The organism is Bordetella saccharivorans, assembly GCF_045862855.1.
GTDB lineage: Bacteria > Pseudomonadota > Gammaproteobacteria > Burkholderiales > Burkholderiaceae_B > Bordetella_A > Bordetella_A petrii_F.
The window spans coordinates 2,222,045-2,246,744 of record NZ_BAAFZO010000001.1 but is presented as its reverse complement, the minus strand read 5'-3'; the positions used below and the strand labels follow the sequence as shown (position 1 = coordinate 2,246,744).

Sequence of the window (24,700 nt, the reverse complement as noted above, 5' to 3'; positions counted from 1 at the left end):
CGCGCCGGCGGCGGCCGGCGCGCAGCGCCACGGCCGCGCGGCGCAGGCGCGACACGGCGACGGCTTTTTCGGTTTCACTTTGTGCGTTTCAACCCTCGAACCACGGATATGAACCTGACCGATTCCACTCGCACCGACGCAATCCAGCGCATGATCCATCCCCGCGCGATCGCGGTCATCGGCGCCTCGGCCGACCTGTCCAAGGTCAACGGCCGTCCGCTCAAGCACCTGATCGACAAGGGCTACACGGGCCGCATCCTGCCGGTCAACCCCAAGTATCGCGAGATCGCCGGGCTGGCGTGTTACCCGGACATCGCCAGCCTGCCCGATGGCGTCGATGTCGCGGTGGTGGCGGTGCCCGCCAGCGAAGTGGCCGCCAGCGTCGAAGCGCTCGGCGCGCGCGGCGTGCCGGCCGCCGTGGTGTTCAGTTCGGGCTTCGGCGAAATGGGCACCGCGGGCCGTGCGCTCGAACAGCGCCTGGCCGCCGCCGCCCGGCGCGCCGGGGTGCTGCTGTGCGGCCCGAACTGCCTGGGCTTCATCAATGCCTTCGAGAACGTCTACGCCACTTTCAGCCAGTATGCGGACGGCGAGACAGGCGCCGGCCCGATCGCGTTCGTCACCCAGTCGGGCGCCTTCGGTACGGCGATCGCCGCACTGGTACGCCAGCGCGGCCTGGGCCTGGGCTATTTCATCAATACCGGCAACGAGGCCGACCTGGCGTTCACGGAGCTGATGCTGGCGGTCATCGAGGATCCGCGCATCCGCGTGGCGGCCGGCTACCTGGAAGGGCTGACGGACGGCGACGGCCTGGTGCGCCTGGCGCGGCGCTGCCGCGAACTGGGCAAGCCGCTGGTGCTGACCAAGGTCGGGCGCATGGCCGCCGGCGCGCGCGCGGCCGCCTCGCACACGGGCGCGCTGGCGGTGCAGGACGCGGTCTTCGATGCAGTCATCCGCCAATATGGCGTGCTGCGCGCGCGCAACGAGGAGCAGATGCTGGACATGCTGGAAGCGCTGGCCCAGCCGCGCGCCTGCGCCGGTTTCGGCCTGGGCATCGCCACCCAGTCGGGCGGCGCCGGCGTCATGATGGCGGACCGCGCCGAAGAGGTCGGGCTGACGGTGCCCGCGCTGGAGGCCGCCACGCAGCGCCGGCTGGCCGAGTTCATGCCGGCCTTCGGCGCGGCCGGCAACCCGGTCGACGTGACCGGCCAGTTCGTCGCCCGCCCGGAGCTGCTACGCGAATCCGTCATCGCCCTGCTCGACGATCCGCAGGTGCACGTGGCGATCGTCTGGCTGCAACTGATGACGGCACATGTGGACACGCTGGTCGCCATCTTCGCCGAAATCCAGGCGCGCACCGACAAGCCTTTCTTCGTGTGCTGGGTCGCCGCCCCGCCGGCGGCGCTGCAGCGCCTGCGCGAACTCGGCATCGCGGTCTACGGCGCCGGCGAGCGCGCAGTGGAAGCCGCCGCGGCGCTGGCCCGCTACCACGCCGGCCGTGCGGCGGCGGCGGAGCCGGTCGCCGCCGCCGTGCCCTGCCCGCCGGAACTCGACCCGGACCGGGACGGCATGGTGCCGAGCGTCCCGGCGACCGCCTGGCTGCAGGCGGCCGGCATCCCCATGGCACCGGCCACGCTGGCGCGCGATGCCGACGCAGCGATCGCCGCCTGGCGCCACTTCGGGCGCCCGGTCGCGCTCAAGATCGAGTCGCCCGACATCGCGCACAAGACCGAGGTCGGCGGCGTGCTGCTCAAGCTGGACGACGCGGCGGCGGTGCGCGCCGGAGTGGCCACGCTGCTGGCCAACGCCGCGCGCCACGCCCCCGACGCGCGCATCGAGGGTGTGCTGGTCCAGCCCATGGCCGACGGCCACATCGAGCTGGTGGTCGGCGTCCAGCGCGATCCGGTGTTCGGCGCCATGGTCATGGTCGGCAGCGGCGGCGTGCTGGTCGAAGTGCTGAAGGACGTCGCCTTCCGGCGCGCGCCGTTCGACCTGGACACGGGCCTGGCCATGCTGGCCGAGTTGCGCATGGGCGCATTGCTGGATGGCGTGCGCGGCCAGCCGGCGGTGGATCGCGGGGCGGTGGCGCGCTTGCTGTCGGACCTGTCGCGCTGGGCCGCGGCCACGCCGCGGCTGGCCGAGCTCGACCTCAATCCAGTGCGCGTCGGCCCCGCCGGGCCGGTGGCGGTCGATTGTGTGATGGTATTGCGCGACCCGCAGGCGTAGTCCCTTCCGGGCGCCGCCGCAACGGCGGCGCCCTTCTTCCACGAGGCATGAAGGAGACACAAGATGCAGACCCATTCCCGCTTTTCCAGAGTACTTCGGCACCTGCTCGGCGCCGCCTTGCTGGGCGCCGGCCTGGGGACGGCGCAGGCCGCCTATCCCGACCGGACCATCACCCTGATCTCGCCGTTCAGCGCCGGCGGGGATGCCGACCTGGCGGCGCGTTCGTTCGCCGCCGCGGCGGCCAAGGTACTGGGCCAGCCCGTGGTCGTGCTGAACAAGACCGGCGCCAGCGGCGTGATCGGCTCGGCGCAGGCCATCGCCGCGCCGCCCGATGGCTATACCCTGCTGCTGGCCCGCACCGGCTCGCAGGCGATCATGCCGGCCATCATGCCGGGCACCACCAAGTACAAGTGGGACGACTACACATTCATCGGGACGCTGGAGCTCAACCCCTATGGCTGCGTGGTCAACGCCAAGTCGCCGTACCGGACCTTCGGCGACCTGGTCCAGGAAATCAAGGCCCGCGGCAAGTCGCTGAACTACGGCACGGCGGGCGTGCTGACCACCAACGACATGGGCCCGCGGCAGTTGTTCCGCCTGCTCAAGCTGACCGACCAGACACCCACGCAGATTCCGTACAAGGGCACCGGCGACACGGTCACCTCCCTGCTGGCCGGCGAAACGGAGTTTTCCTGCGGCAGCCTGGGGCCATTCTTGTCGCAGATCAAGGCCGGCGCGCTGCGCGCGCTGATGGTCACGACCGAACAGCGCATCGCCGAACTGCCGGACGTGCCGACCGCGCGGGAACTGGGCTACGCCGAGATGGAAGCCGTGGTGGGCTGGAGCGCGATATTCGGGCCGCCCGGCCTGCCTGATGATGTCACCGCCAAGCTGGTGGCGGCCATGCAGGCTATCGGCAAGGACCCGAAGTGGCGCGCCATGACCGCGCAGACCGGCTCCATTCCCCACGTCATGCCGCCGCAGGAGACCCGCGAATTCACCCGCAAGCAGTACGAGCTCTATCGTTCGCTGGGCGAGCTGCTGAACATCATCGATGCGAAGAAGTAGCGGCGCGCCGGCGCGCGGCATGATCGATTCCGGACGGGCCGGCGGGCCTCATGGCACAATTCGCAACGACTGCGAGATTCGCTGCCCCGTCCCCCTACATGCTCCTGGTTCTAGCGCGCTTTCTTTTCGGCTTCGGCGTCACGCTGAGCGCCGCCGCCATTCTGCTGGCCGCCACGGCGGTGTGCCTGGCCTTTGTCCGCCGCACCTTGCATGCCGAAGCCGATGAGCGCCGGCAGGATGTCTCCAACGGCGTCGCGATACTCATCACCGTCGTGCTCATCCTGCTGGGCTGCTTTCTGGCGGGCCACCTTCTGTACGACCTGTTGGGCAGCGCGCTGGCCGGCAGCATGCCGCACTGGCTGGCGGGCGACGGCCGGATTTCGGCCGCTGCCTTGCTGGGGGCGATCGCGGCACTGGGACTGCTGGCCTATCTGCCGCGCCTGCTGCGGCCCAGGCAAGAGCCGGATCCAGCCGCCAAGCCGGCCACCGCCGCGGCGGCAAGCCGCTCCAGCGCGAAAACCGCCAAACCGGCCAAGCCGGCCAAGGCCGCATCAGCCGAACCCGGGCCGCGCCGCATGGCATGGCTGGGCTGGACGGGCCTGCTTCTGGCGCTGATCGGCGTCACGCTGCTGGTGTTCGCCTATATCGTGACGCCGCCGGACTTGCGGGCGCTGCTGATGCGCAACATCGACACGCTGCCGGCCCGGCAGGCCGAGATGATCGCGCACGCGCGCTTCATCTTCTATGTGGCGGGCGGGACGCTGCTGGCCGGCGCCCTGCTCTTGCTGGCCTGGCCGCTGGTGCGCCGGCCCGCGCCGGCCTGATCGGGATCCGGCCGGCCTGCATACCCGCGCGCCGCGCGGCCGGCGCGGCGGCGTGTCCGGGGCGGCATGTTTTAATGTCCCGGCCAGTCCCCAAGGGCGGCACGCCATGGTGTCATGCGCGATCGAGTACGATTGCGCGTTGGCATGAGCCGCCTGCCGGCCCTCCCCGCCTGGCTTGCGATCCGGCCCTCCATGCCTGCTCCAACCGTCTCCAACGCATCGCATGTCCGAACCCACCAGACAGCCTCCGGGCAAAAGCAGGAAAAAACGCTATATCTGGATTGCCGTGGCCGTGGCGGCCATCTTGTTGCTGGGCAAGGTGCTGTTCTTCAGCGCGCCGCCCAAGCCCGATTTCGCCACCGCCGAGGCCAGGCTGGCCGACATGGAGGACAGCGTGCTGGCCTCCGGCACGCTGGAAGCGGTGCGCCAGGTCAGCGTGGGCGCCCAGGTGTCGGGCCAGCTCAAGTCGCTCAAGGTGCAATTGGGCGACGAAGTCCAACAAGGCCAGCTGGTCGCCGAGATCGACGACATGACCCAGCAGAACGACCTGCGCAACGCCCAGGCGGCGCTGGCGACCCGCAAGGCGGAGCGCCAGGCCAAGCTGGCCACGCTCAAGCAGGCCGAGCTGGCGTATGCGCGCCAGCGCCAGATGCTGTCGCGCGACGCCAGCTCGCGCGAGGACTTCGAGCAGGCCGAGGCCAACCTGAAGGTGACGCGCGCCGAGATCGCCGCGCTGGACGCGCAGATCGCCCAGGCCGAGATCGAGGTCGACAAGGCGCGCGTCAATCTCGGCTACACCCGCATCTCGTCGCCAATGGATGGCAAGGTGGTGGCCATCGTCACCAAGGAAGGCCAGACGGTGAACTCGATCCAGACCGCGCCCACCATCATCAAGGTGGCGCAGGTCGACACCATGACGGTCAAGGCGCAGATTTCCGAAGCCGACGTGACGCGCGTGCGGCCCGGCCAGAAGGTGTACTTCACCATCCTGGGCGAACCCGACAAGCGCTACTACGGCACGCTGCGCGCGATCGAGCCGGCGCCGGACTCGATCCAGCGCGACGAGAGCACCAGCGTCCTGACCGGCGCCAGCTCGACCGCCAGCGGCACCAGCGCGGCGGTCTACTACAACGGCCTGTTCGAAGTGCCCAACCCGGACGAGACGCTGCGCATCTCCATGACCGCGCAAGTCTTCATCGTGCTGGGAGAGGCCAAGCAGACCCTGGTCATTCCATCGTCGGCGCTCGGCAAGCGCGGCGAGGACGGCCGCTATACGGTGCGGGTGGTCGGCGCGGACAACCAGCCGGTCGAGCGCCAGATCAAAGTAGGCATGAACAACAACGTCACCGCGCAGGTCCTGGAAGGCCTGTCGGCCGGCGAGAAGGTGGTCTCGGCCGAGGCCGCCGCGCCCGCGGCGCCGCAATGACGGAGCAGGTCATGCCGGTGCCCGCGGACAGCCGACCGCTCATCAGCCTGAACGGCGTCTGGCGCGAGTTCGCCGCCGGCGACCAGACCGTGGCGGTGCTGCGCGACGTCAACCTGCGGATCGAGGCCGGCGAAATGGTGGCCATCGTGGGCGCGTCGGGCTCGGGCAAGTCCACCCTGATGAATATCCTGGGCTGCCTGGACCGGCCCAGCCGCGGCGTGTACGAAGTGGACGGCCGCTCCACGGACTCGATGGACCCGGACGAGCTGGCCGAACTGCGGCGCGAGCATTTCGGCTTCATCTTCCAGCGCTATCACCTGCTGGCCGACCTGACCGCGCAGGGCAATGTGGAAATGCCGGCGATCTATGCCGGCACCGCCCGCGGCGCGCGGCGCGCGCGGGCCCAGGCGCTGCTGCGCCGGCTGGGGCTGGACCACCGGCTGGATTACCGGCCCGGCCAGTTGTCCGGCGGCCAGCAGCAGCGCGTAAGTATCGCGCGCGCGCTGATGAACGGCGGGCGCATCATTCTCGCCGACGAGCCGACCGGCGCGCTGGACACCCAGACCGGCCAGGAGGTGCTGCGCATCCTGGAGGAGCTCAACGGCGCCGGCCACACCGTGGTGATCGTCACCCACGACATGAACGTGGCGCAGCACGCGCGCCGCATCATCGAGATCAGCGACGGCCGGATCGTGTCCGACCGCCGCCACGCCGAGGTGCCGCCGGCGCCGCCGGCGGCGCCCGGCGACCCGGTGCGCGCCGAAGCGCCGCGCGAACGCACGCGCCCGTGGCAGGCCCTGCTGGAACGGGCCAACGAGTCGCTGCACATGGCGCTGCTGGCCATGAACGCGCACCGGCTGCGCACCTTCCTGACCATGCTGGGCATCGTGATCGGCATTGCCGCGGTAGTGTCGGTGGTGGCCTTGGGCGAAGGCTCGCGGCAGAAGATCCTGGCCGACATCAGCGAGATCGGCACCAATACGGTGGACATCTACCCGGGCAAGGACTTCGGCGACGAGAAAGCCGCCACCATCCGCACGCTGGTGCCGGCCGACGCGGACGCCCTGGCGCGCCAGGCCTACGTCGATAGCGTCACCCCGGTGGCATCGACCACGGCTTCGCTGCGCTATCGGAACGTGTCGGTCAACGGCTCGATCCAGGGCGTGGGCGAGCAGTTCTTCCGCGTGCGCGGGCTGAAGCTGGCGCAAGGCCAGTTCTTCGACGGCGAGGCGGTGACCCGGCGCGCCCAGGAAGTGGTGATCGACGACAACACCCGCAAGACGCTGTTCGGCAACCACACCGACCCGGTCGGGCAAGTGATTTTCCTGGGTACGGTGCCGGCGCGCGTCATCGGCGTGACGGAGCGCAAGGAAAGCATGTTCGGCGACGGCCAGACGCTCAATGTCTGGATTCCCTACACCACCGCGCTCAGCCGCGTGCTGGGCCAGCAGCACCTGCGCAGCATCACGGTGCGGGTCAGCGACACCGTGCCCACCAAGGCCGCCGAGCAGGCCATCACGCGCCTCATGCTGCAGCGCCACGGCACCAAGGACTTCTTCGTCTTCAATACCGACACCATCCGCCAGACCATCGAGCGCACCACCGCCACCATGACGCTGCTGGTGTCGGCCATTGCCATCATTTCGCTGGTGGTGGGCGGCATCGGCGTGATGAACATCATGCTGGTGTCGGTCACGGAGCGCACCCGCGAGATCGGGGTACGCATGGCGGTGGGGGCGCGCCGCAGCGACATCATGCAGCAATTCCTGATCGAGGCGGTGCTGGTCTGCCTGATCGGCGGCATGCTGGGCATCCTGCTGTCGCTGGGCCTGGGCGTGGTGGTGGCGCAGGCGTCCGGCGGCAGCTTCCACCTGATTTATTCCGGCGCCTCCATGGTGGCCGCCTTTGTCTGCTCCACGTTGATCGGCGTGGGCTTCGGTTACCTGCCGGCGCGCAATGCCGCCCGCCTAGACCCGGTCGAATCCCTGGCCAGAGAATGAATAACCTGTCCTCCATGCCCCGCCCCGTCCTCTGGTGCCTGCTGGCCGTGCCGCTGGCGCTGGCTGGCTGCGGCCTGATGCGCACTTCGTACGAACGCCCGGCTGTGCGGAACCCGCCGGCCTGGACGCACGCCACGGCGCGCGACGCGGCCGCGGCCGGCGGCGTCTGGTGGCGCAACTTCGACGACCCCACGCTGACGCGCCTGATCGACCTGGCGCTCGAGCGCAACAACGACCTGGCCGCCGCCGCCCTGCGGGTGCGCCAGGCCCAGTTGCAGGCAGGCCTGGCGCGCTCCGACCAGTTCCCCACCCTGGGCGGCAACGTCGACCTGAGCCGCCAGCGCGACCTGCGCCGCGACCAGACGATCGTGCGCAGCAATAGCGCCAGCCTGTCGGTGAGCTACGAGCTCGACCTGTGGGACCGCCTGCAAGCGCAGCGCGACGCGGCGGAATGGGAGGCGGCCGCCACCGAGCAGGACCGCGCCAGCGCGGCGCTGTCGCTGGTTGGCACCACCGCCACCCTGTATTGGCGCATCGCCTTCATCAACCAGCGGCTGGCCAGCGCGGACCAGAGCATTGCCTATGCGCGGCGCACGCTCGAACTGGTGCAGGCGCAGTACGACGCGGGCGGCGCCTCGGGGCTCGAAGTGGCCGAGGCGCGCCAGAACCTGGCCGCCCAGCAGGCCGCCCGCACCGAAATGGCGCAGCAGCGCGTGGAAAACCTCAATGCGCTCGCCATTCTGTTCGACGGCCCGCCGGACCGCATCATGGCGGATCCGCTCCGCCTGCCGCCCACGACCCTGCCGACGGTGCCGGCCGGCGTGCCGGCCGACCTGCTGGCGCGCCGGCCCGATCTGCGCGCGGCCGAACTGCGGCTGCGCCAAGCCCTGGCGCAGACCGACGCCACGCGCGCCAGTTTCTATCCGCCGCTGACGCTCACCGGCGCGCTGGGCGGCACCAGCACGGCGCTGAGCAGCCTGCTGCAGAACCCGGTGGCCACGCTGGGGGCCGGGCTGACGCTGCCGTTCCTCAATTGGAACCAGATGCGGCTGAACATCCGCGTTTCCGAAACCGAGTACGCGCTGCGCGTGGTGGAGTTCCGCCAGGCGCTGTACCAGGCCATGGCCGACGTGGAGAACGCACTGTCGGACCGCACCCAGCTGGCCTCGCAGGGCGAGCTGCTGCGGCAGTCGCTGGCCGCGGCGCGACAGGCCGAGGACCTGTACGAGGTGCGCTACCGCAGCGGCGCGGTGTCGCTGCGCTTCTGGCTCGACGCGCAGGAAAAGCGCCGCACCGCCGAGATCGAGCTGGACCAGAACACGCTCGACCGGCTGATCAACCAGGCGACCCTCTACCAGGCGCTGGGCGGCGACACCGGCTAAGGCGCCGCCGCTGCCCGCGCCTAGCGTTCCAGCCCCGCCTTGCGCGCCTGCAGGGCGATGGCGCCCAGCACGCCCAGGCGGCGCAGCGGGTCGGGCGGCAGCCAGTTGGGTTTCTCGAAGGCGGCCAGGTCGTCCAGCATGGAACTGCGCTGGCCGGCCACCAGCTCTCCCAGCAGCTTGCCGTAGATGGTGCCCTTGATCACGCCCGCGCCGTTGCAGCCGACCGAGGCATACAGGCCCGGCCGCACCTGGCCGACGAACGAGGCGCCGTTGCGGGTCAACGCGGTGGAGCCGCTCCACACGTACTCGAAGTCGTAGGCGCCCAGGTCCGGATAGCGGCGCTCGAACGCGGCGCGCAGCATCTGCGCCACCCGCACCATCGGCTGCTCGGCCTCGTACGAATAGGCGCTGCGCACCATGAAGCGCCCGCCGCGGATGCGCCGCAGCGTGGTGCCCAGCCGGTTGGCCGGGATGACGCCCCATTGGTCCCGTTGGCCCAGCTGCGCCTGGCGGGCCGGGTCCAGCACCGGCGTGACGCCGGCATAGGTATAGATGGTGATCAGCCGGCTGCGCAGGAAGCCGAGGCGCCGGGCGAAGGCGTTGTTGGCCAGGATGACGTTGTCCGCCACGTACTCGCCGGCGCGCGTGCCGACGCGATACGGCCCCGCGCCGGCGATCGACAGCACGGGGTTGTCTTCCATCAGCCAGACGTTCTCCGGCAGCGTATCGGCCAGGCCGCGGATCAGCGCGGCGGGCTGCACGAACACGTTGTTCATGGAGTGGTAGCCGAACCGGTAATAGCCGGTCCCCAGGGCAGCCCGCAGCGCGTCGCGGTCAAGCTCGGCGTAGTCGACGCCCCAGTCGCGGTATTGCGCCAGCGCCGCGCGCAGGTTGCGCTCGCCGCCCGGCGTGGCCGCCGCGTGATACTTGCCGGCCACGTCCCAGCCGCAATCGAACCCGCCCTGCCGCGACAGCTGCGCCAGCCAGTCGAGGCCGGCCTGGAACATGGCGATCTGCTTGCGGGCGACCTGCAGCGGGCTGTGGTGCCCGCTCATGCGCGTGTTGTGCGGCAAGTTGATCAGGAAGCCGGAATTGCGGCCGGCCGAGCCCTCGCCCGCGACGGTGGCGTCGACCACCAGCACGCGGTCCTGCGGGCGCAACTCGGCGATGCGCCGCGCCGCCGCAAGGCCCGTATACCCGGCGCCGACGACCAGGTACTTGACGCGGCGCTCAGGCGGCGCCGCGCTGCGCGCCGCGCGCGGCGGCAGCATGGCATTCCAGCCGGAGCCGCTCTGGTAGATGGGGTAAGTCCGCGATTGCCCTGTGGGGGAAGACATGATGGATGCGATGTGGCGTTGAACAAATCATTGGTCGGCACGGGCCTGCAGGCTGCGCATGACTTCGCCCTGCACGGTGTCCCAGATCTGCGACTTCAGTTCGATGTAGCGCGGCGACAGCTGCACGCTGGCATTGCGCGGGTACGGCAAGTCGTTGGCCAGGTCGCAGGCCACGCGACCCGGCCGCGCGCTCATGATGACCATGCGGGTCGACAGCAGCAGCGCCTCGTCGATGGAATGCGTGATGAAGACGATAGTCTTGCCGCTCTGCTCGTAGATGCGGGTCAACTCCTCCTGCAGCACCTGGCGCGTCATGGCGTCCAGCGCGGCGAAGGGTTCGTCCAGCAGGATGACATCCGGGTCGTTGGCCAGCACGCGGGCGATCGACACGCGCTGGCGCATGCCGCCCGACAGCGCCTTGGGATAGGCGTCCTCGAAGCCCTTCAGGCCGACCATCTCGATGAACTTCTGCGCCGTGGCGCGGCGCTCGGCGGCGCCGACGCCCTTCATCTTCAGGCCGAACGCCACGTTCTCGGCCACCGTCAGCCAGGGGAACAGCGCGTACTGCTGGAACACCATGCCGCAATGCGGATCGACGTCGCGCACCTCGCGCCCATTGACGACGATGCGCCCGGCGCTGGGCCGCTCGAAGCCGGTGATCAGGTTGAGCAGCGTCGACTTGCCGCAGCCCGATGCGCCCAGCACCACCAGGAACTCGCCGCGCGGGATCTGCAGATCCACGCCGTCCAGCGCCTTGAAGGATCCGAAGGCCTTGGAAACGCCCTCGATGGAGATCATGGAGTCATTCATCGCGACCATGCCAGCACCCTGTTTTCAATGACCCGGAACACCACGTCGGTGACCAGCACCGTGACGCTGATCAGCGCCATGCCCAGCACGACGGTGTCGGTCTGGAAGAATTCCTTGCCGTTCATGATGAGAAAGCCCAGGCCTTCCTTGGCCGCCACCAGCTCGGCCGAGATGACGCAGGTCCACGACAGGCCGAGGATCACCTTGAAGCCGCTGAAGATCTGCGGCAGGCTGGCCGGCAGGATCACCGAGCGCATGACCTGCGAACTGCTGGCGCCCAGGTTGCGGGCGGCGCGGATCAGCAGCGGGTCGATGTTGCGGGTGGCCTCGATCACATACAGCAGCGCTGGCGCGAAGGTGCCCATGAACACGATGCTGTACTTCTGGGTTTCGGTGATGCCGAACCACAGCAGCGACAGCGGGATCCAGCTCATGGAAGGCAGCGGCCGCAAGAAGGACAGGATCGGGTCGAAGGCCGCCCGCGCGCGCTGCGAGGTGCCCAGGAAGATGCCCAGCGGGATGGCCAGCGCGGTCGCGGCGGCAAAGCCCACCATCACGCGGCGGGCCGAGGCCAGGATGTGGCCGAACAGCGCGTCCTGGCCCCACATGGCGGCCATGCGCGCGAACACCGCCGACGGCGGCGGCAGGAACAGCGGGTCCACCCACTGCAGGCGGCAGACCATTTCCCAGAAGAGCAGCAGCACGATCACGGACACGCTGCTGATCAGCATCAGGTCCGGGCGGCGCCGATGAGGTTGTGCATTCATGCTTGAATTCCAGACGAGAGCACGGCGGGCGCGGGCCCGCCGTCGGTGCGGGCGGGCTTACAGGTAGGCGGGGTCGATCCACTCGCGCACGGGCGGCGCCTTGTCGATCTGGCCGTACTGCACCATCATCTCGGCCAGCTTCTGCAGGCCGTCGATGTACTTGCTGCCGGCGCCCAGCAACTGGCTCTGCTCGGCGGCGCTGTACCAGTCCGCGCCCTTGACCATCTCGAGCTGCTCGGCCGGCGTCAACTTGGTCAGCTCGGCCAGCGCCGGCACGGCGCTGTCGGGCTTCGACTTGAGCTGCTCGTTGGCGCGGAAATACGCCTTCAGGAAACGCTTGACCGCCTCGGGATGTTCATCCAGGAAGGCGCGGCGCGCCACCAGCACGTCGGGCCCCGGGGTCACGCCATAGGCCTTGTACAGCGCGAAACCCGTGTCATCGGCCAGCACTTTCACGCCCGGCATGGCCTTGATGGCGTTGAATTGCGGCGTCCAGGCCGCGGCGGCGTCGATCTGCCCCGACTGGAAGGCGGCCGGCATTTCGGGCGCCGGCACGTTCAGCACGGTAACGTCGCGGTCCGGCTTGAGGCCAGCCTGGTCCAGCAGGTTCAGCACCAGCAGGTGCGCGCTGGAGGCGAAGGTGACGCCGATCTTCTTGCCCTTCAGGTCGGCCAGCTGCTGCACGCTCTCGCGCACGATCAGGCCCTCGACCCGGCCGAAGTTCTCCGGCACGCCGATGATGGCGAAATGGCGCGAGCCGCGCGACATCACGGCCAGCGCCGCCGGCGCCGCGGTCACTGCCATGTCGATATTGCCCGACAACAGCGCGCTGACGCGCGCCGAGGTGGTGCCGAACGATTCCCAGCCCACCTCCAGGCCCTGTTCCTTGAAATAGCCCGCCTTGATGGCCAGCCAGGCGGGGTAGTGGCCCAGCCAGGCCGAGCCGCCGTAGCGCACGGCCTGTGCGTCGGCCGCCAGGGCCCGGCCGGCCATCGGCAGCGCCAACGCCGCGGCGCCCAGCGCCATGCCCTTGATGAGTTGTCTTCTGGTTGTGCCCATGCTCCTCTCCTTATCGTTGCTTTCAACAAAGCCGCATCTGCCGGCCCAGCCATGGCAGCCGGGCCGTCATCTGCGGGAATATCTCGGCCTGCAGGGCGCTGCGGCTGAATTGCCAGCACATCTCGGCCATTTCCTCGAATTCCTGGTGGCGCGACACCTGGTGCAGGGTGCGCGCCAGCCCGGGTCCCGGCAGCGGCAGCACGGCCACCTGGTCCAGCCATGCGCGCCCCTGCAGCAGGCACAGCGGCGTGGCCAGGGCCCAGCCCAGGTTGGCGGCGATCATCGCCATGACCACGTCGCTGGTGTCGATCTCCAGGTACGGCGGCGCGCTGACGCCGCAGCGGCGCAGGTGGCGCTCGATCATGGCGCCGAAGTGCGAGCGGCCGCTGAAGCGGATCAGCGGCGCCGCCTGCGCCAGCTGGCGCAGGTCCATGGCCGCGAAGGCGTCCGCGCGCGCCGCCGGCACCACCAGCACGAAGGGCTCGCTCAGGATCGGTCGGCGCGCCAGGCCGTCCACGTCTTCCAGCGCGTCGGTGGTGACGATGATGTCGACCTGGCGGTTCAGTAGCGCCTGCGCATGGCCATAGGCCAGGCCGGACCACACCAGCACCTGGCTGGCGCTCTGGGTCAGCCGCTTGACGATGGCGGGGCCGGTGGTGGCGGCGAACGAATCGATCATGCCGATGCGGATAGCCGGCCGGTTCATGAGGTCGGCTTCGCGCACCTGGGCGATCAGGCGGTCGACGTCGTCGACGATCTGGCGGGAATGCCGTTGCAGCGCGACGCCCGCCGGCGTCAGCTTGTAGGGCCGGCAACTGCGGTCGAGCACCCGCATGCCGAGGATGTGCTCGATCTGCGTGACGGCTTGCGATACCGCCGACTGCGTCACATTCAGGGCGGTGGCGGCGGCCGACAGGCTGTCGGCCGCCGCCACCGCGGCGAATATGCGCAGCATGCGTATATCCAGGCTGGAATCGTTCTTCAGCGCGCCCATGTGGTCTCCTATCGGAAATACTAAGAAACCACGTGAATCTAGGCGAGAAATCAGACTAAGTTAAGCTATTCTTATAGTGAATATAAATTGACATTGGACATCCGGGATGACTGGCCAGGCCGGCGCGCATGCGGCGGCCTACTGCACCGGCGGAATCCGCGCATCGCGGACCACCTTTTCCCATTTGCGGATTTCGCTTTCCACGAAAGCGGCAAACTCCCGCGGCGTGCTGGAAACGGATTCGACGCCCAGGGACGCCAGCCGGTCGCTGACATCCGGCAGGGCCGCGACCCGCGCGATTTCCTTGGCCCAGGCATCGGCGATGTCCTGCGGTATGCCGGCCGGCCCCATGAACCCGACCCACGAGGTCACGAAGTACCCGGGGTACTTTTCACTGATGGCGGGCACGTCCGGCAGGGATTTCAGCCGCTTGGCGCTGGCCACCGCAATGTACTTGAGCTTGCCGGCCTGCACTTGCGGGTTTATCAGGAAAACCGAGTCGAATGTCAGGTCGACCTCGCCCGCCACGCCCGCCATGACCGACGGCCCGCTGCCCTTGTAGGGCACATGCACCATGTCGACGCCGGCGAGCGATTTGAACAGCTCGCCGCCCAGGTGGATGATCGTGCCGTTGCCCGAGGACGAGTAGGTCAGCGAACCGGGTTGCCGCTTGAGCCGGTCGACCAGCTCGTCCAGGCTGTTCACGGGCGTGCGCGGATTGGCCGTGATGGCGAGCGGGATCATGCCGGCCATGCTGAGATAGGTGAAATCCTTCAGCGTGTCGTACGGCAGGGACCGGTACAGCGGCGCGTTGCTGGTGATGCTGGCGGTGGCCAGCACGACGGTATAGCCGTCCGGCTCGGCCTTGGCCGCCTGGTTCAGGCCGATCGTGGTGCCCGCGCCCGGGCGGTTCAGGACAATGACCGGCACGCCCCAGTTCTGCGAGATCTTCTCGGCGTACAGGCGCGCGATCGGGTCGACCGCGCCGCCCGGCGGATAGGGCACGATCAGGTTGATGGGCTTGCTGGGAAACGGCGCCGCGCAGGCCGCCGCGGAAAACAGGCACAAGGCCAGGCACAGGGTTCTGATCATGATGGTGTCTCCTTGGTTTTTTATATGGCCGCCGGCGCGCCGCTACGGGAACCGCAGCGCGGCATCGGTCCTCTGCGCCAGCTCGTCGCGGCCGATGCCGGGCGCGCAATCGCGCACGACGAAGGCATCCCCCGCGCACTCGAATACGCCCAGCTCGGTATAGACACGCGTCACGGTATTGACCGCCGTCAGCGGAAATGTGCAGGACGTGACCAGCTTCGAGGCGCCGGCCTTGTCCTGGTGGCGCATCATGACCAGGACGTTGCGCGCGCCCACGGCTAGGTCCATCGCGCCCCCCACGCCGCCCCCGCCTTTCTGGCCCGGCACTTTCCAGTTGGCGATATCGCCATTGGGCGCCACTTGCAGGCCGCCCAGGATGGAATAATCCAGCCGTCCGCCGCGGATCAGCGAAAACGAATCCGCGTGATGCACGATGGCAGCGCCCGGGATGAGGGTGGCGTGCTTCTTGGCGGCGTTCACCACATCCGGGTCCGCATGCCCGGGTTCCGGCGCCGCGCCCAGGCCGATGATGCCGTTCTCGGAATGAAAGAAGATGGTCTTGCCTGCAGGAATGTGGTTCGCCACCAGCACGGGCAGGCCAATGCCCAGGTTGACCACCGACCATGGCGGCAGGTCCGCGGCCACCCGGCGCGCCAGCTCATCGTCCGACCAGCCCTTATTCATCTACCACCTCCACCATCCTGTCGATATAGACGCCCGGCGTGTGGACATCGTCGGGATCGATAGCGCCGACCGGCACCATCCGCTTGACCTGGGCGATCGTCGTGCGCGCCGCCATGGCCATGATGGGATTGAAATTGCGGCTGGCGAGCCGGTACCGCAGGTTGCCGTAGCCATCGGCGATATCCGCCTTGATGAAGGCAAAATCCCCCACCAGCGCCTCCTCGTATACGTAGCCCCGGCCATCGATGGTCCGGCATTCCTTGCCCTGGGCCAGCTCGGTACCGTAGCCGGTCGGCGTGAAGAAGCCCGCCAGGCCCGCGCCGCCGGCGCGGATGCGCTCGGCCAGGGTGCCTTGCGGGACCAGTTCGACCTCTACCTGGCCGGCCTGGTGGGCGGCGAAGTAATGGTGCGAATCCGGCTGCGAGGGAAAAGACGCGATCAGCCGGGAAACCTGGCCATTCTTGAACAGCCGCGACAATCCCAGCTCGCCCGTCCCCGCGTTGTTCGAGACGATGGTGAGGTCCTTGACGGCGGTGCGCGCCAGCGCGTGCAGCAGCCCGAACGGCAGCCCGATATCGCCGAACCCGCTGACCAGGATGGTCGCGCCGCTCTTCACCACGCTCACCGCCTCGTCGGCGGATTCATATGTCTTGTGCAGCATCGTCCTCCCCTGCTCCAGGTTGAAATGGCCGGCCCACCCGCGCTCACAACGCGCGCACGAACTCGGCGGCGCCCGCGCGGCTGTCCAGCAGGGCCGCGCCCACCACGCCGTGCCAATGCGCCTCGGACCCGTGCGCCAGCCGCCAGGCATGCAGGCGGCGCGTATAGAGCTGCAGGTCGTACTCTTCAGTGATGCCGATGGCGCCATGCACCGCATGGGCGGTCGCCGCGACCAGGGCCGCGGCCTCGCTGGCGCGCGCCTTGGCGATGGCGGCGGGCAGCAGGCCGGGCTGTATCGCGCCGGCGCGGAACGCGGCCGCCGTGGCCATGCGCGCGGCGGCGACGTGCTCGGCCATCACCGCCAGTTGATGCTGGATGGCCTGGAACTTGCCAATGGAACGCCCGAACTGGGTGCGGTCGTTGCCGTACTGCAGGGTCAGTTCGAAACAGCGGGTCATCGCGCCCGCCAGCAGCGCGGCGTGCAGCGCCGCACCCCAGGCCGCCAGCCGGCCGGCCGCGCCCAGCCGCCGGGCGGCTTGCCCGCGCGCGCCGGCCTCCCAGCGCAGATCGGCGGTGGATTCGCCATGCAGGCCACAACCGCGGCGTTGCGCGGCGCCTGCGTCCAGCATCCATAGCGCGCCGTCCAGTTCAGCCAGCACCAGGCCGGCGCGCATGCCATGCGGCACGCGCGGCGCCGCCAGCGCGCCGTCGGCGGTCTCGGCGAGGCAGGGCGCGAAAGTGGGCAGGCCGTCCGGCGCCGCCATGCCGGCGGGCAGCAAGGTGCGCAGCGCCATCGCCTGTCCCACCGGCAACGGCACGGCATGGGCGCCCAGGGCCATGAACAGCGGCAGGGCGTCGGCCAGGTCCGCGCCGGCGCCGCCGGCGTCTTCGGGCGCCATCAATTCCAGGAACCCGGACTGCCCGATCTGGCGCCACAGCGCGTCGTGCGCGCCGCCGGCATCGATGGCGCGCACCACGGCCGGCCCGCACTGGCCTTCCAGGAGGTCTTCAAAAGCTTCGCTATACATTGCAGTCATGCTCCCGCCTTCAACGCAGGCCCAGGCCGCGGGCGATCATGCCGCGCAGGATCTCGCGCGTGCCGCCCCGCAGCGAGTAAGTGGGACACACCTGGTTCACGTAGGCGCAGGTGCGCAACAGCTCGCCATCGATATCGGCGCCCGGGTCCGCGCCCAGCGCTGCCTCGATGGCGGACGGTATCTCTTGCTCGAAGGTGGTGCCCAGGTCCTTGACCAGCGCGGCCTCGACCGCCGGGCTCTCGCCGGCGGCCAGCCGCGCCGTGACCGACAGCGACAGGTTGCGCAGCGCCGCCAGGTGAGTGGCGTAGCGGCCGACCGCCGGCGCCAGGGCGGTCTCGCCCCGGCCGCGCAGCCATTCGATCCAGCGGTCCAGCAGCACGATGCTGGAGTAAATGCGCTCCGGCCCGCTGCGCTCGAAGGCCAGCTCGGCGGTGACCTGCTCCCAGCCGCCGCCCTCGCGGCCGATCAGCGCGTCCTCGGACAATTGCACGTCGTCGAAGAACACTTCCGAGAAATGCGCATCGCCCGCCAGGTCGGTGATGGGGCGCACCGTTATGCCCGGCAGCGACAGGTCGATGATGAACTGCGACAGCCCCTGGTTGCGGTCCTGCGGCGTGCCGGAAGTGCGCACCAGCGCGATCATGTACTGGCAATGCTGGGCATTGGTCGTCCAGATCTTGCGCCCCGCCAGCGTCCAGCCCCCATCGGCGCGGGGCGTGGCGCGCGTGCCGACGCTGGCCAGGTCCGAACCCGAGTTCGGTTCGCTCATGCCGATGCAGAAGAACGCCTCGCCGCGGCAGATGCGCGGCAGGTAGAAGCGGCGCTGCGCCTCGCTGCCGAACTTGCGGATCAAGGGCCCGCTCTGGCGGTCGGCGATCCAGTGGGCCGAGACCGGCGCGCCGGCGCACAGCAGTTCCTCGATCAGCACAAAGCGCGAGAACGCGTCCATCTCGGCGCCGCCGTAGGCGCGCGGCAAGGTGACGCCGACCCAGCCGCGCGCCGCCAGCTTGCGGCTGAAGGCGGCGTCGAAGCCCATCCAGGAACGGGCCCGCTGGTCGGCCGGCAGGGGCGGCATTTCGGCGCGCAGGAATGCCCGCACATCCTGGCGGAATGCCTCCGCCGCAGGGGGCAACGCGGCGAGCTCGAAGCGGTCGATCAAAGTAGTCACGATTACAGTCCGATGGTGTAGCCGCCATTGACCGACAGGTGCTGCCCGGTCACGTAGGACGCCGCGTCCGAGAGCAGGAAGCAGACGGGACGCGCCACCTCGTCGGCCTCGCCCCAGCGGCCCAGCGGGATCTGGCTCAGGTAGGTGTCGCGGAATTTCTCGCCGCGGATGGTCTCCGTCATGGGCGTCTCGACCACGCCGAAGCCCACGGTGTTGACCCGGATGCCGTAGCGGGCCCATTCGCGCGCGGCGCACATGGTCAGGCCCAGCACGCCGGCCTTGGCCGCGCCGTAGTTGATCTGCCCGATGGTGCCGCGCCGGCCCGCGTCGGAAGAGATGTTGACGATCGAGCCCGCGCCGTCGCCGCCGGCCTTGGCACGGCTCAGCAGGTGCCGGCCCAGCGCCTGCAGGAAGAAGAACGAGCCCGACAGATGCACGTCGATGACCTGCTGCCAGTCGGCGGCCGACATCTTGTCGATCATCGCGGTGCGGGTGACGCCGGCGTTGTTGACCAGCGCGTTGACCTCGCCGAAGGCGGCCACGCCGGCATCCACGGCTTGCTGTGCGAGGGCCGGGTCGGCCACGTTGCCGGCCAGCGTCACGCAGCGTTCCGCGCCGAGCGCGGCGCGCAGCCCGGCCAGCGCGTCGGCGTTCAGGTCGACCGCCACCACGCGGCCGCCCAGGTCGGCGATGGCGGTGGCCAGGGCCCGTCCGATGCCCTGCCCGGCCCCGGTCACGATGACTTGCCGGTTTTCCAGTGTGAGAAGCTTGTCCTGCATCTGTGTATGCTCCGTGGTCAGATCGTTTCCTCGGCGCCCAGCACGAGCGTGGCCTGGCTGGAGAACTCGCCGCCGTTGCCGTGGGCCAGGGCGAGCCGGGCGCCCGCCACTTGCCGCTCGCCCGCCGTGCCGGCGAGTTGCTGGGCCGCTTCCACCATGGTGAACAGCCCGTACATGCCGGGATGCACGCACGACAGTCCGCCGCCGTTGGTATTGACCGGCAGTTGCCCGCCCGGGGCGATGCGGCCGCCCTCGACGAACGCGGCGCCTTCTCCCTTGGCGCAAAAGCCCAGGTCTTCGAGGAACAGGATGGTGTTCAACGTGAAGGCGTCGTACAGCTCGACCACATCGAAGTCGGCCGGCCTCACGCCCGCCTGCGCCATGGCGCGCGGGCCGCTCAGCGATGCGGCGGTGACGGTCAGGTCGGGCATGTTGGTGATGTCCCTGTGCCAGGCCGCCGCCGCCCCGCCCAGCAGATAGGCCGGACGCGCCGCCAGGTCGCGGGCGCGCTCGGCGCGCACCATCACCACGGCGGCGGCGCCGTCGGTGACCAGGCAGCAGTCGCGCACCGAGAACGGGTCGCACACCAGGCGCGAGGCCAGGTAGTCGTCCATGGTCAGCGGGTCGCGCATGAAGGCGTCGGGATTCTTGCGGGCCCATTGCCGCGCCGCCAGGGCCACCGCGCCCAGCTGTTCTTTCTTCAGCCCGTACTGGGCCGCGTAGCGCGAGGCCGCCAGCGCGTAGGCGCCCAGCGGCCGCGCCAGCTTGTAGGGCCCTTCGTAGGGCGAGGGGCGCAACGAGCTGACCAGCTTGCCCGCCGCGCTGCGCTGGTTGCTGCCGTAGGCGATCAGCGCCACGTCGCACAGGCCCGCCTCGAGCGCCAGTGCCGCGTGGATGGCGTGGGTCAGGAACGACGAGCCGCCGGTGCGGTTGTTGTCGGTCAGGCGCGGCGCGATGCCCAGGTATTCCGTGAAGCTCAGGCCCGACAGGTAATCGTCCGGCAAGCCGATGAACAGGCCGTCGACATCGGCCGGCGCCAGGCCCACGCCGGCCAGCGCCTGCACGCTGGCGCGCACCGCCAGGTCCAGTGACGACAGGCCGGGGGCCTCGCCGATGCCGTAGGTGGCCGAACTGACGATAGCGGTCTTGCCGCGCGGAAAATGCTCCTGGTTCATGCCTGCTCCTGTTTGACCGGGTCGAATACCACCAGCGGCTGGCCGTCGGCGTCGCGGGCGATGCGCGCGCGCACCGCCATGCCGACGCGCACATCCTGCGGGGCAATGCCTTCCACGCGGCTCATCATGCGCGGCCCTTCTGCCAGCTCGACCAGGCAGACGTTGTACGGTTCCGCCGGCGGCCGCACGCGCATCACGGTGGTGGCATAGACCGTGCCCCGGCCCGACGCCGCCACCCATTCCAGGTCGAGCGCGCCGGTGCGCGGCGCCGCCACCCGCGGATAAAACACATACTCGCCGCTGCCGCGCGAGCGCTGGATCATGAAGCGGCCCTCGGCCAGGTGGGCGAAGTACTCCTGCTGCGGCAGCGGGCCGGATGCGGAAGGCGGGTGCTCGGTCATGGTTGCTCCTGTGGCCATTGGTACAAAGGGGGTTGCTTGCAGAGGAAGCGGCGCGCCGCTTCCTGGTGGAAGGCGCTTTCGCGGCAGAGCGACTGCGCCATGGCTTCCTGCATGTAGACAGTGCGGCGGTCGGACTCGAAGGCGTGGTTCATCACCGACTTCATGATGCCCAGCGCCCCCGCGGGCGCCTGCTCGAAGCGCGCGGCCAGCGCGATGGCGGCGTCCAGCACCGGTTGCTGCTCGACCACCTCATGGACAATGCCGAGCTGCAGCGCTTCGCGCGCATCGACCACGCGGGCGGAGAAGGCCAGCGCCTTGGCGCGCGCCAGGCCCACCGCGCGCGGCAGCAAGTACATGCCGCCCAGGTCCGGCACGTAGCCGATGCGGGCGAACACCGCGCAGAAAGTGGCGCGCGGCGAGGCCAGCACGAAGTCCGCCGCCAGCGCCAGCGACAGCCCGGCGCCGTAGGCCACGCCGTCGACGGCGGCAATGACGGGCTTTTCCAGGTCCACCAGTTCGTCGAACCAGCGCTGCATGCCGAGGATGCGGTTGCGGCCCTCGAAGACATCGGTGCGGCCCTGCCCCGCCGCCATCGCGCGGATGTCGCCGCCGGCGCAGAAGTGCCCGCCGGCGCCGGCCAGCACCACCGCGCGCACCGACTCGTCGTCACGGATGGCCGGCAACGTCGCGGCGAATGCGCCGCGCAGTTCCAGGTCCAGCGCATTGCGCGCAGCCGGCCGGTTCATGGTCAACACCGCGCACGCGCCCACGCGGGAAAGTTCGAGTACGGACATGGGGTTTCTCAAATAGACAGATCGGGTTCATCGGTGTCTGACACCCTGGCGAGACGGCCGCCAAACTGCCGCGCTGCCGCAAAGGGTGTCAGACACCTGAGCATTGGAGGGCGCAGACACTCCCGGGGCCATCAATAACGCAGCTGCATCAACCATTCCGCCACCATCGCGGGCCGTTCGGCCCCTTCGACGCGAACGTCCACGTGCCACATGCAGCGCGCCTCGTTATCGCCCAGGTCGTCGACCCGGGCCAGCCGGAAGCTGCCCACCAGGGGCGAGCCGCTGGGCACCGGCGCCGGAAAGCGCACCTTGTCGAAACCGTAGTTCAGCGCCAGCTTGCGGCCCGGGAACTCGAACAGCTGGTGATACCAGCCGGTGATCAGCGACAGCGTGAGCAGGCCGTGGGCAATCGTGGTGCCGAACGGCGACTCGGCCGCGGCGCGGGCGCGGTCCACGTGGATCCACTGCCGATCATGCACCACCTCGGCGTAGGTATCGATGGCGGCCTGGTCGACCACGATGGGGCGCCCCACCACCGGCGGCCGGCCGACGAAGGCCTTGAGGGCCGCAATGGAATCGAAGCTGGTCTTTCCCATGGCCGTCAGTCCGCCTGCACGCCCAACGACTTGGCCAATGGCATCCATTGCTTGCGCTCGGCATCGATGAAACCCGCGAACTGCTGCTGCGAACCGGGCATGGGCTGGGCGCCGATGCGGCGCAGTTTCTCGACTAGCGCGGGCTGGCGCAGCGCCTGGTTGATGGCCTGGTTCATGGCCTCGATGGCCGGCTGCGGCGTGCCGGCGCGCGCCATCACGCCGAACCAGGCGGCGGCCTCCAGCCCGGGGAAGCCCAGCTCGCGGGCGGTGGGCACGTCCGCCAGTTGCGGGAATCGCTGGTCATCCAGGATGGCCAGCGGCACGATGCGGCCCGCCTCGGCCTGGGCCATGCACGAGGGCAGCGCGTCGAACATGATGTCGATGTTGCCGCCCATCAGGCTGGTGATGGCCGGCGCGCTGCCCTTGAACGGCACGTGGGTCACCTTGAAGCCCATCTGGCTGGCGGCGTGCTCGCCCGCCAGGTGGGTGATGTTGCCGCTGCTGGCCGAGCCCATGGTCAGCTTGCCGTCCTCCCGCTTGCCCAGCGCCACCAGCGCCGGCAGGTCGGCGGCGCCGAGGTCCTTGCGGGTCACCAGCAGCAGCGGCGCCTTGCCCATGCCCGCCACGGGGATGAAGTCCTTGGCCGGGTCGTACGACATCTTCTTGTAGATCGCCTGGTTGATGACGATCGGGGCATTGGAACCGACGAAGAAGGTCGCGCCGTCGGGCTGCGCCTGCAGGACCGTCTCGGCCGCGATCATGCCGGCCGCGCCGCCTTTGTTCTCGATCACGATCGGCACGCCCAGGATGGCGGCGGCATCGTGGGCCACCAGGCGGGTGATCTGGTCGGCCGCGCCGCCGGCCGGGTATGGCACCACGTAGCGGATGGAAGAAGGCTGGGCCTGCGCCAGCGCGCCACCGCAGCAGGCGGCCAGGGCGAGCGCGATGACACTATGGAACAATGAACGACGCGGCATGGTGTTGTCTCCTGTTGTTTTATGAAAAGAAAGCGGCCCGGCGCGCGACGGCGCCGCGCCGTCAGATCGCGCCGGCGGCGCGCAGCGCGGCGATCCGCTCCGGCGCCAGGCCAAGCTGCCCGGCCAGGACGCTGTCGGTGTGTTCGCCCAGCAGCGGGGCGGAGCCGCCATACTGGATGGGGGTATCGGACATGCGTATGGGGTTGGCCACCGCCGGCGCCTGCACGCCCGCCCCGTGCGGCAGCGCCAGGCGCATGCCGCGATGCCGCACCTGCGGGTCCTCGAACACCTGCTGCATGTTGTAGATCGGCCCGCACGGCACGTTGGCGGCCTCCATCAGGGCGACCCACTCCTGCATGGAGCGCGCCAGCATCGCCTCGGCGATCTCCGGGATCAGCGTGTCGCGATTGCGGTTGCGCTGGCCGGGCGTGGCATAGCGCTCGTCCGCGGCCAGGTCGTCGCGCCCTATCACCTTGCAGAAGGCGCGGTACTGGCCGTCGTTGCCGACCGCCACGATGACGTCGCCCTCTTTGCAGCGGAAGACCTGGTACGGCACCATGTTCGAATGCGCGTTGCCCATGCGGCGCGGCACCTTGCCCGACAGGAAATGGTTGATCGCCTGGTACGAGCTGATGCCGACCACGCAGTCGAGCAGCGACATGTCGATGTATTGCCCGTGCCCGCTCACATGGCGGTGCTCCAGCGCCGCCAGGATCGCGGTGGTGGCGTACATGCCGGTCAGCAGGTCGCTGATGGCGATGCCGACTTTCATCGGCTCGTCGCCCGGCGCGCCTTCGGGCTGCCCGGTGATGCTCATCAGCCCGCCCATGCCCTGGAACACGAAGTCGTAGCCCGGCAGCGCGGCATACGGGCCGTCCTGGCCAAAGCCCGTGATCGAGCAATACACCAGGCGCGGGTTGACCGCCTTCAGGCTGGCGTAGTCCAGGCCGTAGCGCGCCAGGGTGCCGACCTTGTAGTTCTCGACCACGACGTCGGCCGTGGCGGCCAGTTCGCGGATCAGCGCCTGCCCCTCCGGGTGCGCCAGGTCGACCGTGATAGATTTCTTGCCGCGATTGGCCGCCAGGAAATAAGACGAGTCGGCGGTCTCGCGGCCGGCTTCGTCCTTGAGGAACGGCGGCCCCCAGGCGCGCGTGTCGTCGCCCACGCGCGGACGCTCGACCTTGATCACCTCGGCGCCCAGGTCCGCCAGGTTCTGGGTCGCCCAGGGGCCTGCCAGGATGCGGGTCAGGTCCAGGACCTTGAGGTGTCCAAGCGCCGTGCTCATGTTTCTCGCTGCCTCCGTGATTCGTTCGGGCTCAGCTTAGGGTCGCGGCTTCTTCTGCGTCCAATATTATTTGTGTGAATTTCGATATACGTTGCATATCAAATAGCGGGCCCCGTACACTCGCACGATCAATGCCGCGCTCGGGCTGAGGCAGCCGGGCGG

General features: G+C 69.5%; 23 protein-coding genes. 6 read left to right on the top strand and 17 right to left on the bottom strand.

The annotated features are described in order from the left end of the window. Nucleotides 1-108 precede the first annotated feature (108 nt). From ACKTT0_RS10815 to ACKTT0_RS10790, 6 genes are all read left to right on the top strand, one after another. On the top strand, nt 109-2,223 hold the full coding sequence (locus ACKTT0_RS10815; RefSeq protein ID WP_407849917.1) for an acetate--CoA ligase family protein: 2,115 nt from the start codon (nt 109-111) through the stop codon (nt 2,221-2,223). A gap of 63 nt (nt 2,224-2,286) precedes the next feature. Then, nucleotides 2,287-3,291 carry a tripartite tricarboxylate transporter substrate binding protein gene (locus ACKTT0_RS10810; RefSeq protein ID WP_407849916.1) on the top strand — a complete coding sequence of 335 codons (1,005 nt, stop codon included), beginning with the start codon at nt 2,287-2,289 and terminating at the stop codon, nt 3,289-3,291. Between the two features lie 98 nt (nt 3,292-3,389). Beyond that, nucleotides 3,390-4,115 carry a hypothetical protein gene (locus ACKTT0_RS10805; RefSeq protein ID WP_407849915.1) on the top strand — a complete coding sequence of 242 codons (726 nt, stop codon included), beginning with the start codon at nt 3,390-3,392 and terminating at the stop codon, nt 4,113-4,115. A gap of 223 nt (nt 4,116-4,338) precedes the next feature. Further along, the gene (gene macA, locus ACKTT0_RS10800; protein ID WP_407849913.1) at nt 4,339-5,541 is read left to right on the top strand and encodes a macrolide transporter subunit MacA; all 1,203 of its coding nucleotides are present in this window, start codon (nt 4,339-4,341) and stop codon (nt 5,539-5,541) included. 11 nt (nt 5,542-5,552) lie between these two features. Further along, nucleotides 5,553-7,541 (top strand): MacB family efflux pump subunit, encoded by a 1,989-nt coding sequence (locus ACKTT0_RS10795; RefSeq protein WP_407849912.1) that lies wholly within the window; start codon nt 5,553-5,555, stop codon nt 7,539-7,541. A gap of 14 nt (nt 7,542-7,555) precedes the next feature. Further along, nucleotides 7,556-8,923 (top strand): efflux transporter outer membrane subunit, encoded by a 1,368-nt coding sequence (locus ACKTT0_RS10790; protein ID WP_407849911.1) that lies wholly within the window; start codon nt 7,556-7,558, stop codon nt 8,921-8,923. Nucleotides 8,924-8,943: 20 nt separating this feature from the next. Here the strand turns inward: ACKTT0_RS10790 and ACKTT0_RS10785 are convergent, their stop codons facing one another. The 17 genes from ACKTT0_RS10785 to ACKTT0_RS10705 form a co-directional block, all read right to left on the bottom strand. Beyond that, nucleotides 8,944-10,260 carry an NAD(P)/FAD-dependent oxidoreductase gene (locus ACKTT0_RS10785; RefSeq protein ID WP_407849910.1) on the bottom strand — a complete coding sequence of 439 codons (1,317 nt, stop codon included), beginning with the start codon at nt 10,258-10,260 and terminating at the stop codon, nt 8,944-8,946. Between the two features lie 27 nt (nt 10,261-10,287). After that, nucleotides 10,288-11,079: an ABC transporter ATP-binding protein gene (locus ACKTT0_RS10780; protein WP_407849909.1), complete on the bottom strand. Its 792-nt coding sequence runs from the start codon at nt 11,077-11,079 to the stop codon at nt 10,288-10,290. Then, nucleotides 11,067-11,837, bottom strand: a complete 771-nt coding sequence (locus tag ACKTT0_RS10775; RefSeq protein ID WP_028355148.1) for an ABC transporter permease — start codon at nt 11,835-11,837, stop codon at nt 11,067-11,069. Before ACKTT0_RS10775 ends, ACKTT0_RS10780 begins: the two co-directional genes overlap by 13 nt. A gap of 57 nt (nt 11,838-11,894) precedes the next feature. Further along, the gene (locus ACKTT0_RS10770) at nt 11,895-12,896 is read right to left on the bottom strand and encodes an ABC transporter substrate-binding protein (RefSeq protein ID WP_407849908.1); all 1,002 of its coding nucleotides are present in this window, start codon (nt 12,894-12,896) and stop codon (nt 11,895-11,897) included. A gap of 22 nt (nt 12,897-12,918) precedes the next feature. Then, a complete protein-coding gene (locus ACKTT0_RS10765) occupies nt 12,919-13,890 on the bottom strand; it encodes a LysR family transcriptional regulator (RefSeq protein WP_028355150.1) in 972 nt (323 codons plus the stop codon). A gap of 138 nt (nt 13,891-14,028) precedes the next feature. Beyond that, nucleotides 14,029-14,982, bottom strand: a complete 954-nt coding sequence (locus ACKTT0_RS10760) for a tripartite tricarboxylate transporter substrate binding protein (protein WP_407849907.1) — start codon at nt 14,980-14,982, stop codon at nt 14,029-14,031. Between the two features lie 42 nt (nt 14,983-15,024). Then, nucleotides 15,025-15,666: a 3-oxoacid CoA-transferase subunit B gene (locus ACKTT0_RS10755; RefSeq protein ID WP_407849906.1), complete on the bottom strand. Its 642-nt coding sequence runs from the start codon at nt 15,664-15,666 to the stop codon at nt 15,025-15,027. Continuing rightward, entirely contained in the window at nt 15,659-16,327 is a 669-nt protein-coding gene (locus tag ACKTT0_RS10750) for a 3-oxoacid CoA-transferase subunit A (protein ID WP_407849905.1), read from the bottom strand. Before ACKTT0_RS10750 ends, ACKTT0_RS10755 begins: the two co-directional genes overlap by 8 nt. Before the next feature lie 43 nt (nt 16,328-16,370). Beyond that, entirely contained in the window at nt 16,371-17,354 is a 984-nt protein-coding gene (locus tag ACKTT0_RS10745; RefSeq protein WP_407852413.1) for an acyl-CoA dehydrogenase family protein, read from the bottom strand. A 19-nt stretch (nt 17,355-17,373) separates the two neighbouring features. Beyond that, nucleotides 17,374-18,531 (bottom strand): acyl-CoA dehydrogenase family protein, encoded by a 1,158-nt coding sequence (locus ACKTT0_RS10740; RefSeq protein ID WP_407849904.1) that lies wholly within the window; start codon nt 18,529-18,531, stop codon nt 17,374-17,376. 2 nt (nt 18,532-18,533) lie between these two features. Continuing rightward, nucleotides 18,534-19,310, bottom strand: a complete 777-nt coding sequence (locus ACKTT0_RS10735; RefSeq protein WP_407849903.1) for an SDR family NAD(P)-dependent oxidoreductase — start codon at nt 19,308-19,310, stop codon at nt 18,534-18,536. Between the two features lie 17 nt (nt 19,311-19,327). After that, nucleotides 19,328-20,485 (bottom strand): thiolase, encoded by a 1,158-nt coding sequence (locus tag ACKTT0_RS10730; RefSeq protein ID WP_407849902.1) that lies wholly within the window; start codon nt 20,483-20,485, stop codon nt 19,328-19,330. Continuing rightward, nucleotides 20,482-20,886, bottom strand: a complete 405-nt coding sequence (locus ACKTT0_RS10725) for a Zn-ribbon domain-containing OB-fold protein (RefSeq protein WP_407849901.1) — start codon at nt 20,884-20,886, stop codon at nt 20,482-20,484. Before ACKTT0_RS10725 ends, ACKTT0_RS10730 begins: the two co-directional genes overlap by 4 nt. Next, entirely contained in the window at nt 20,883-21,680 is a 798-nt protein-coding gene (locus ACKTT0_RS10720) for an enoyl-CoA hydratase/isomerase family protein (RefSeq protein WP_407849900.1), read from the bottom strand. Before ACKTT0_RS10720 ends, ACKTT0_RS10725 begins: the two co-directional genes overlap by 4 nt. Nucleotides 21,681-21,811: 131 nt before the next feature. Beyond that, nucleotides 21,812-22,276, bottom strand: coding sequence for a MaoC family dehydratase (locus ACKTT0_RS10715; RefSeq protein ID WP_407849899.1), 465 nt, complete (start codon nt 22,274-22,276; stop codon nt 21,812-21,814). 5 nt (nt 22,277-22,281) lie between these two features. Then, the gene (locus ACKTT0_RS10710; protein ID WP_407849898.1) at nt 22,282-23,253 is read right to left on the bottom strand and encodes a Bug family tripartite tricarboxylate transporter substrate binding protein; all 972 of its coding nucleotides are present in this window, start codon (nt 23,251-23,253) and stop codon (nt 22,282-22,284) included. Nucleotides 23,254-23,314: 61 nt separating this feature from the next. Further along, nucleotides 23,315-24,538, bottom strand: a complete 1,224-nt coding sequence (locus ACKTT0_RS10705; RefSeq protein WP_407849896.1) for a CaiB/BaiF CoA transferase family protein — start codon at nt 24,536-24,538, stop codon at nt 23,315-23,317. Nucleotides 24,539-24,700 lie beyond the last annotated feature (162 nt).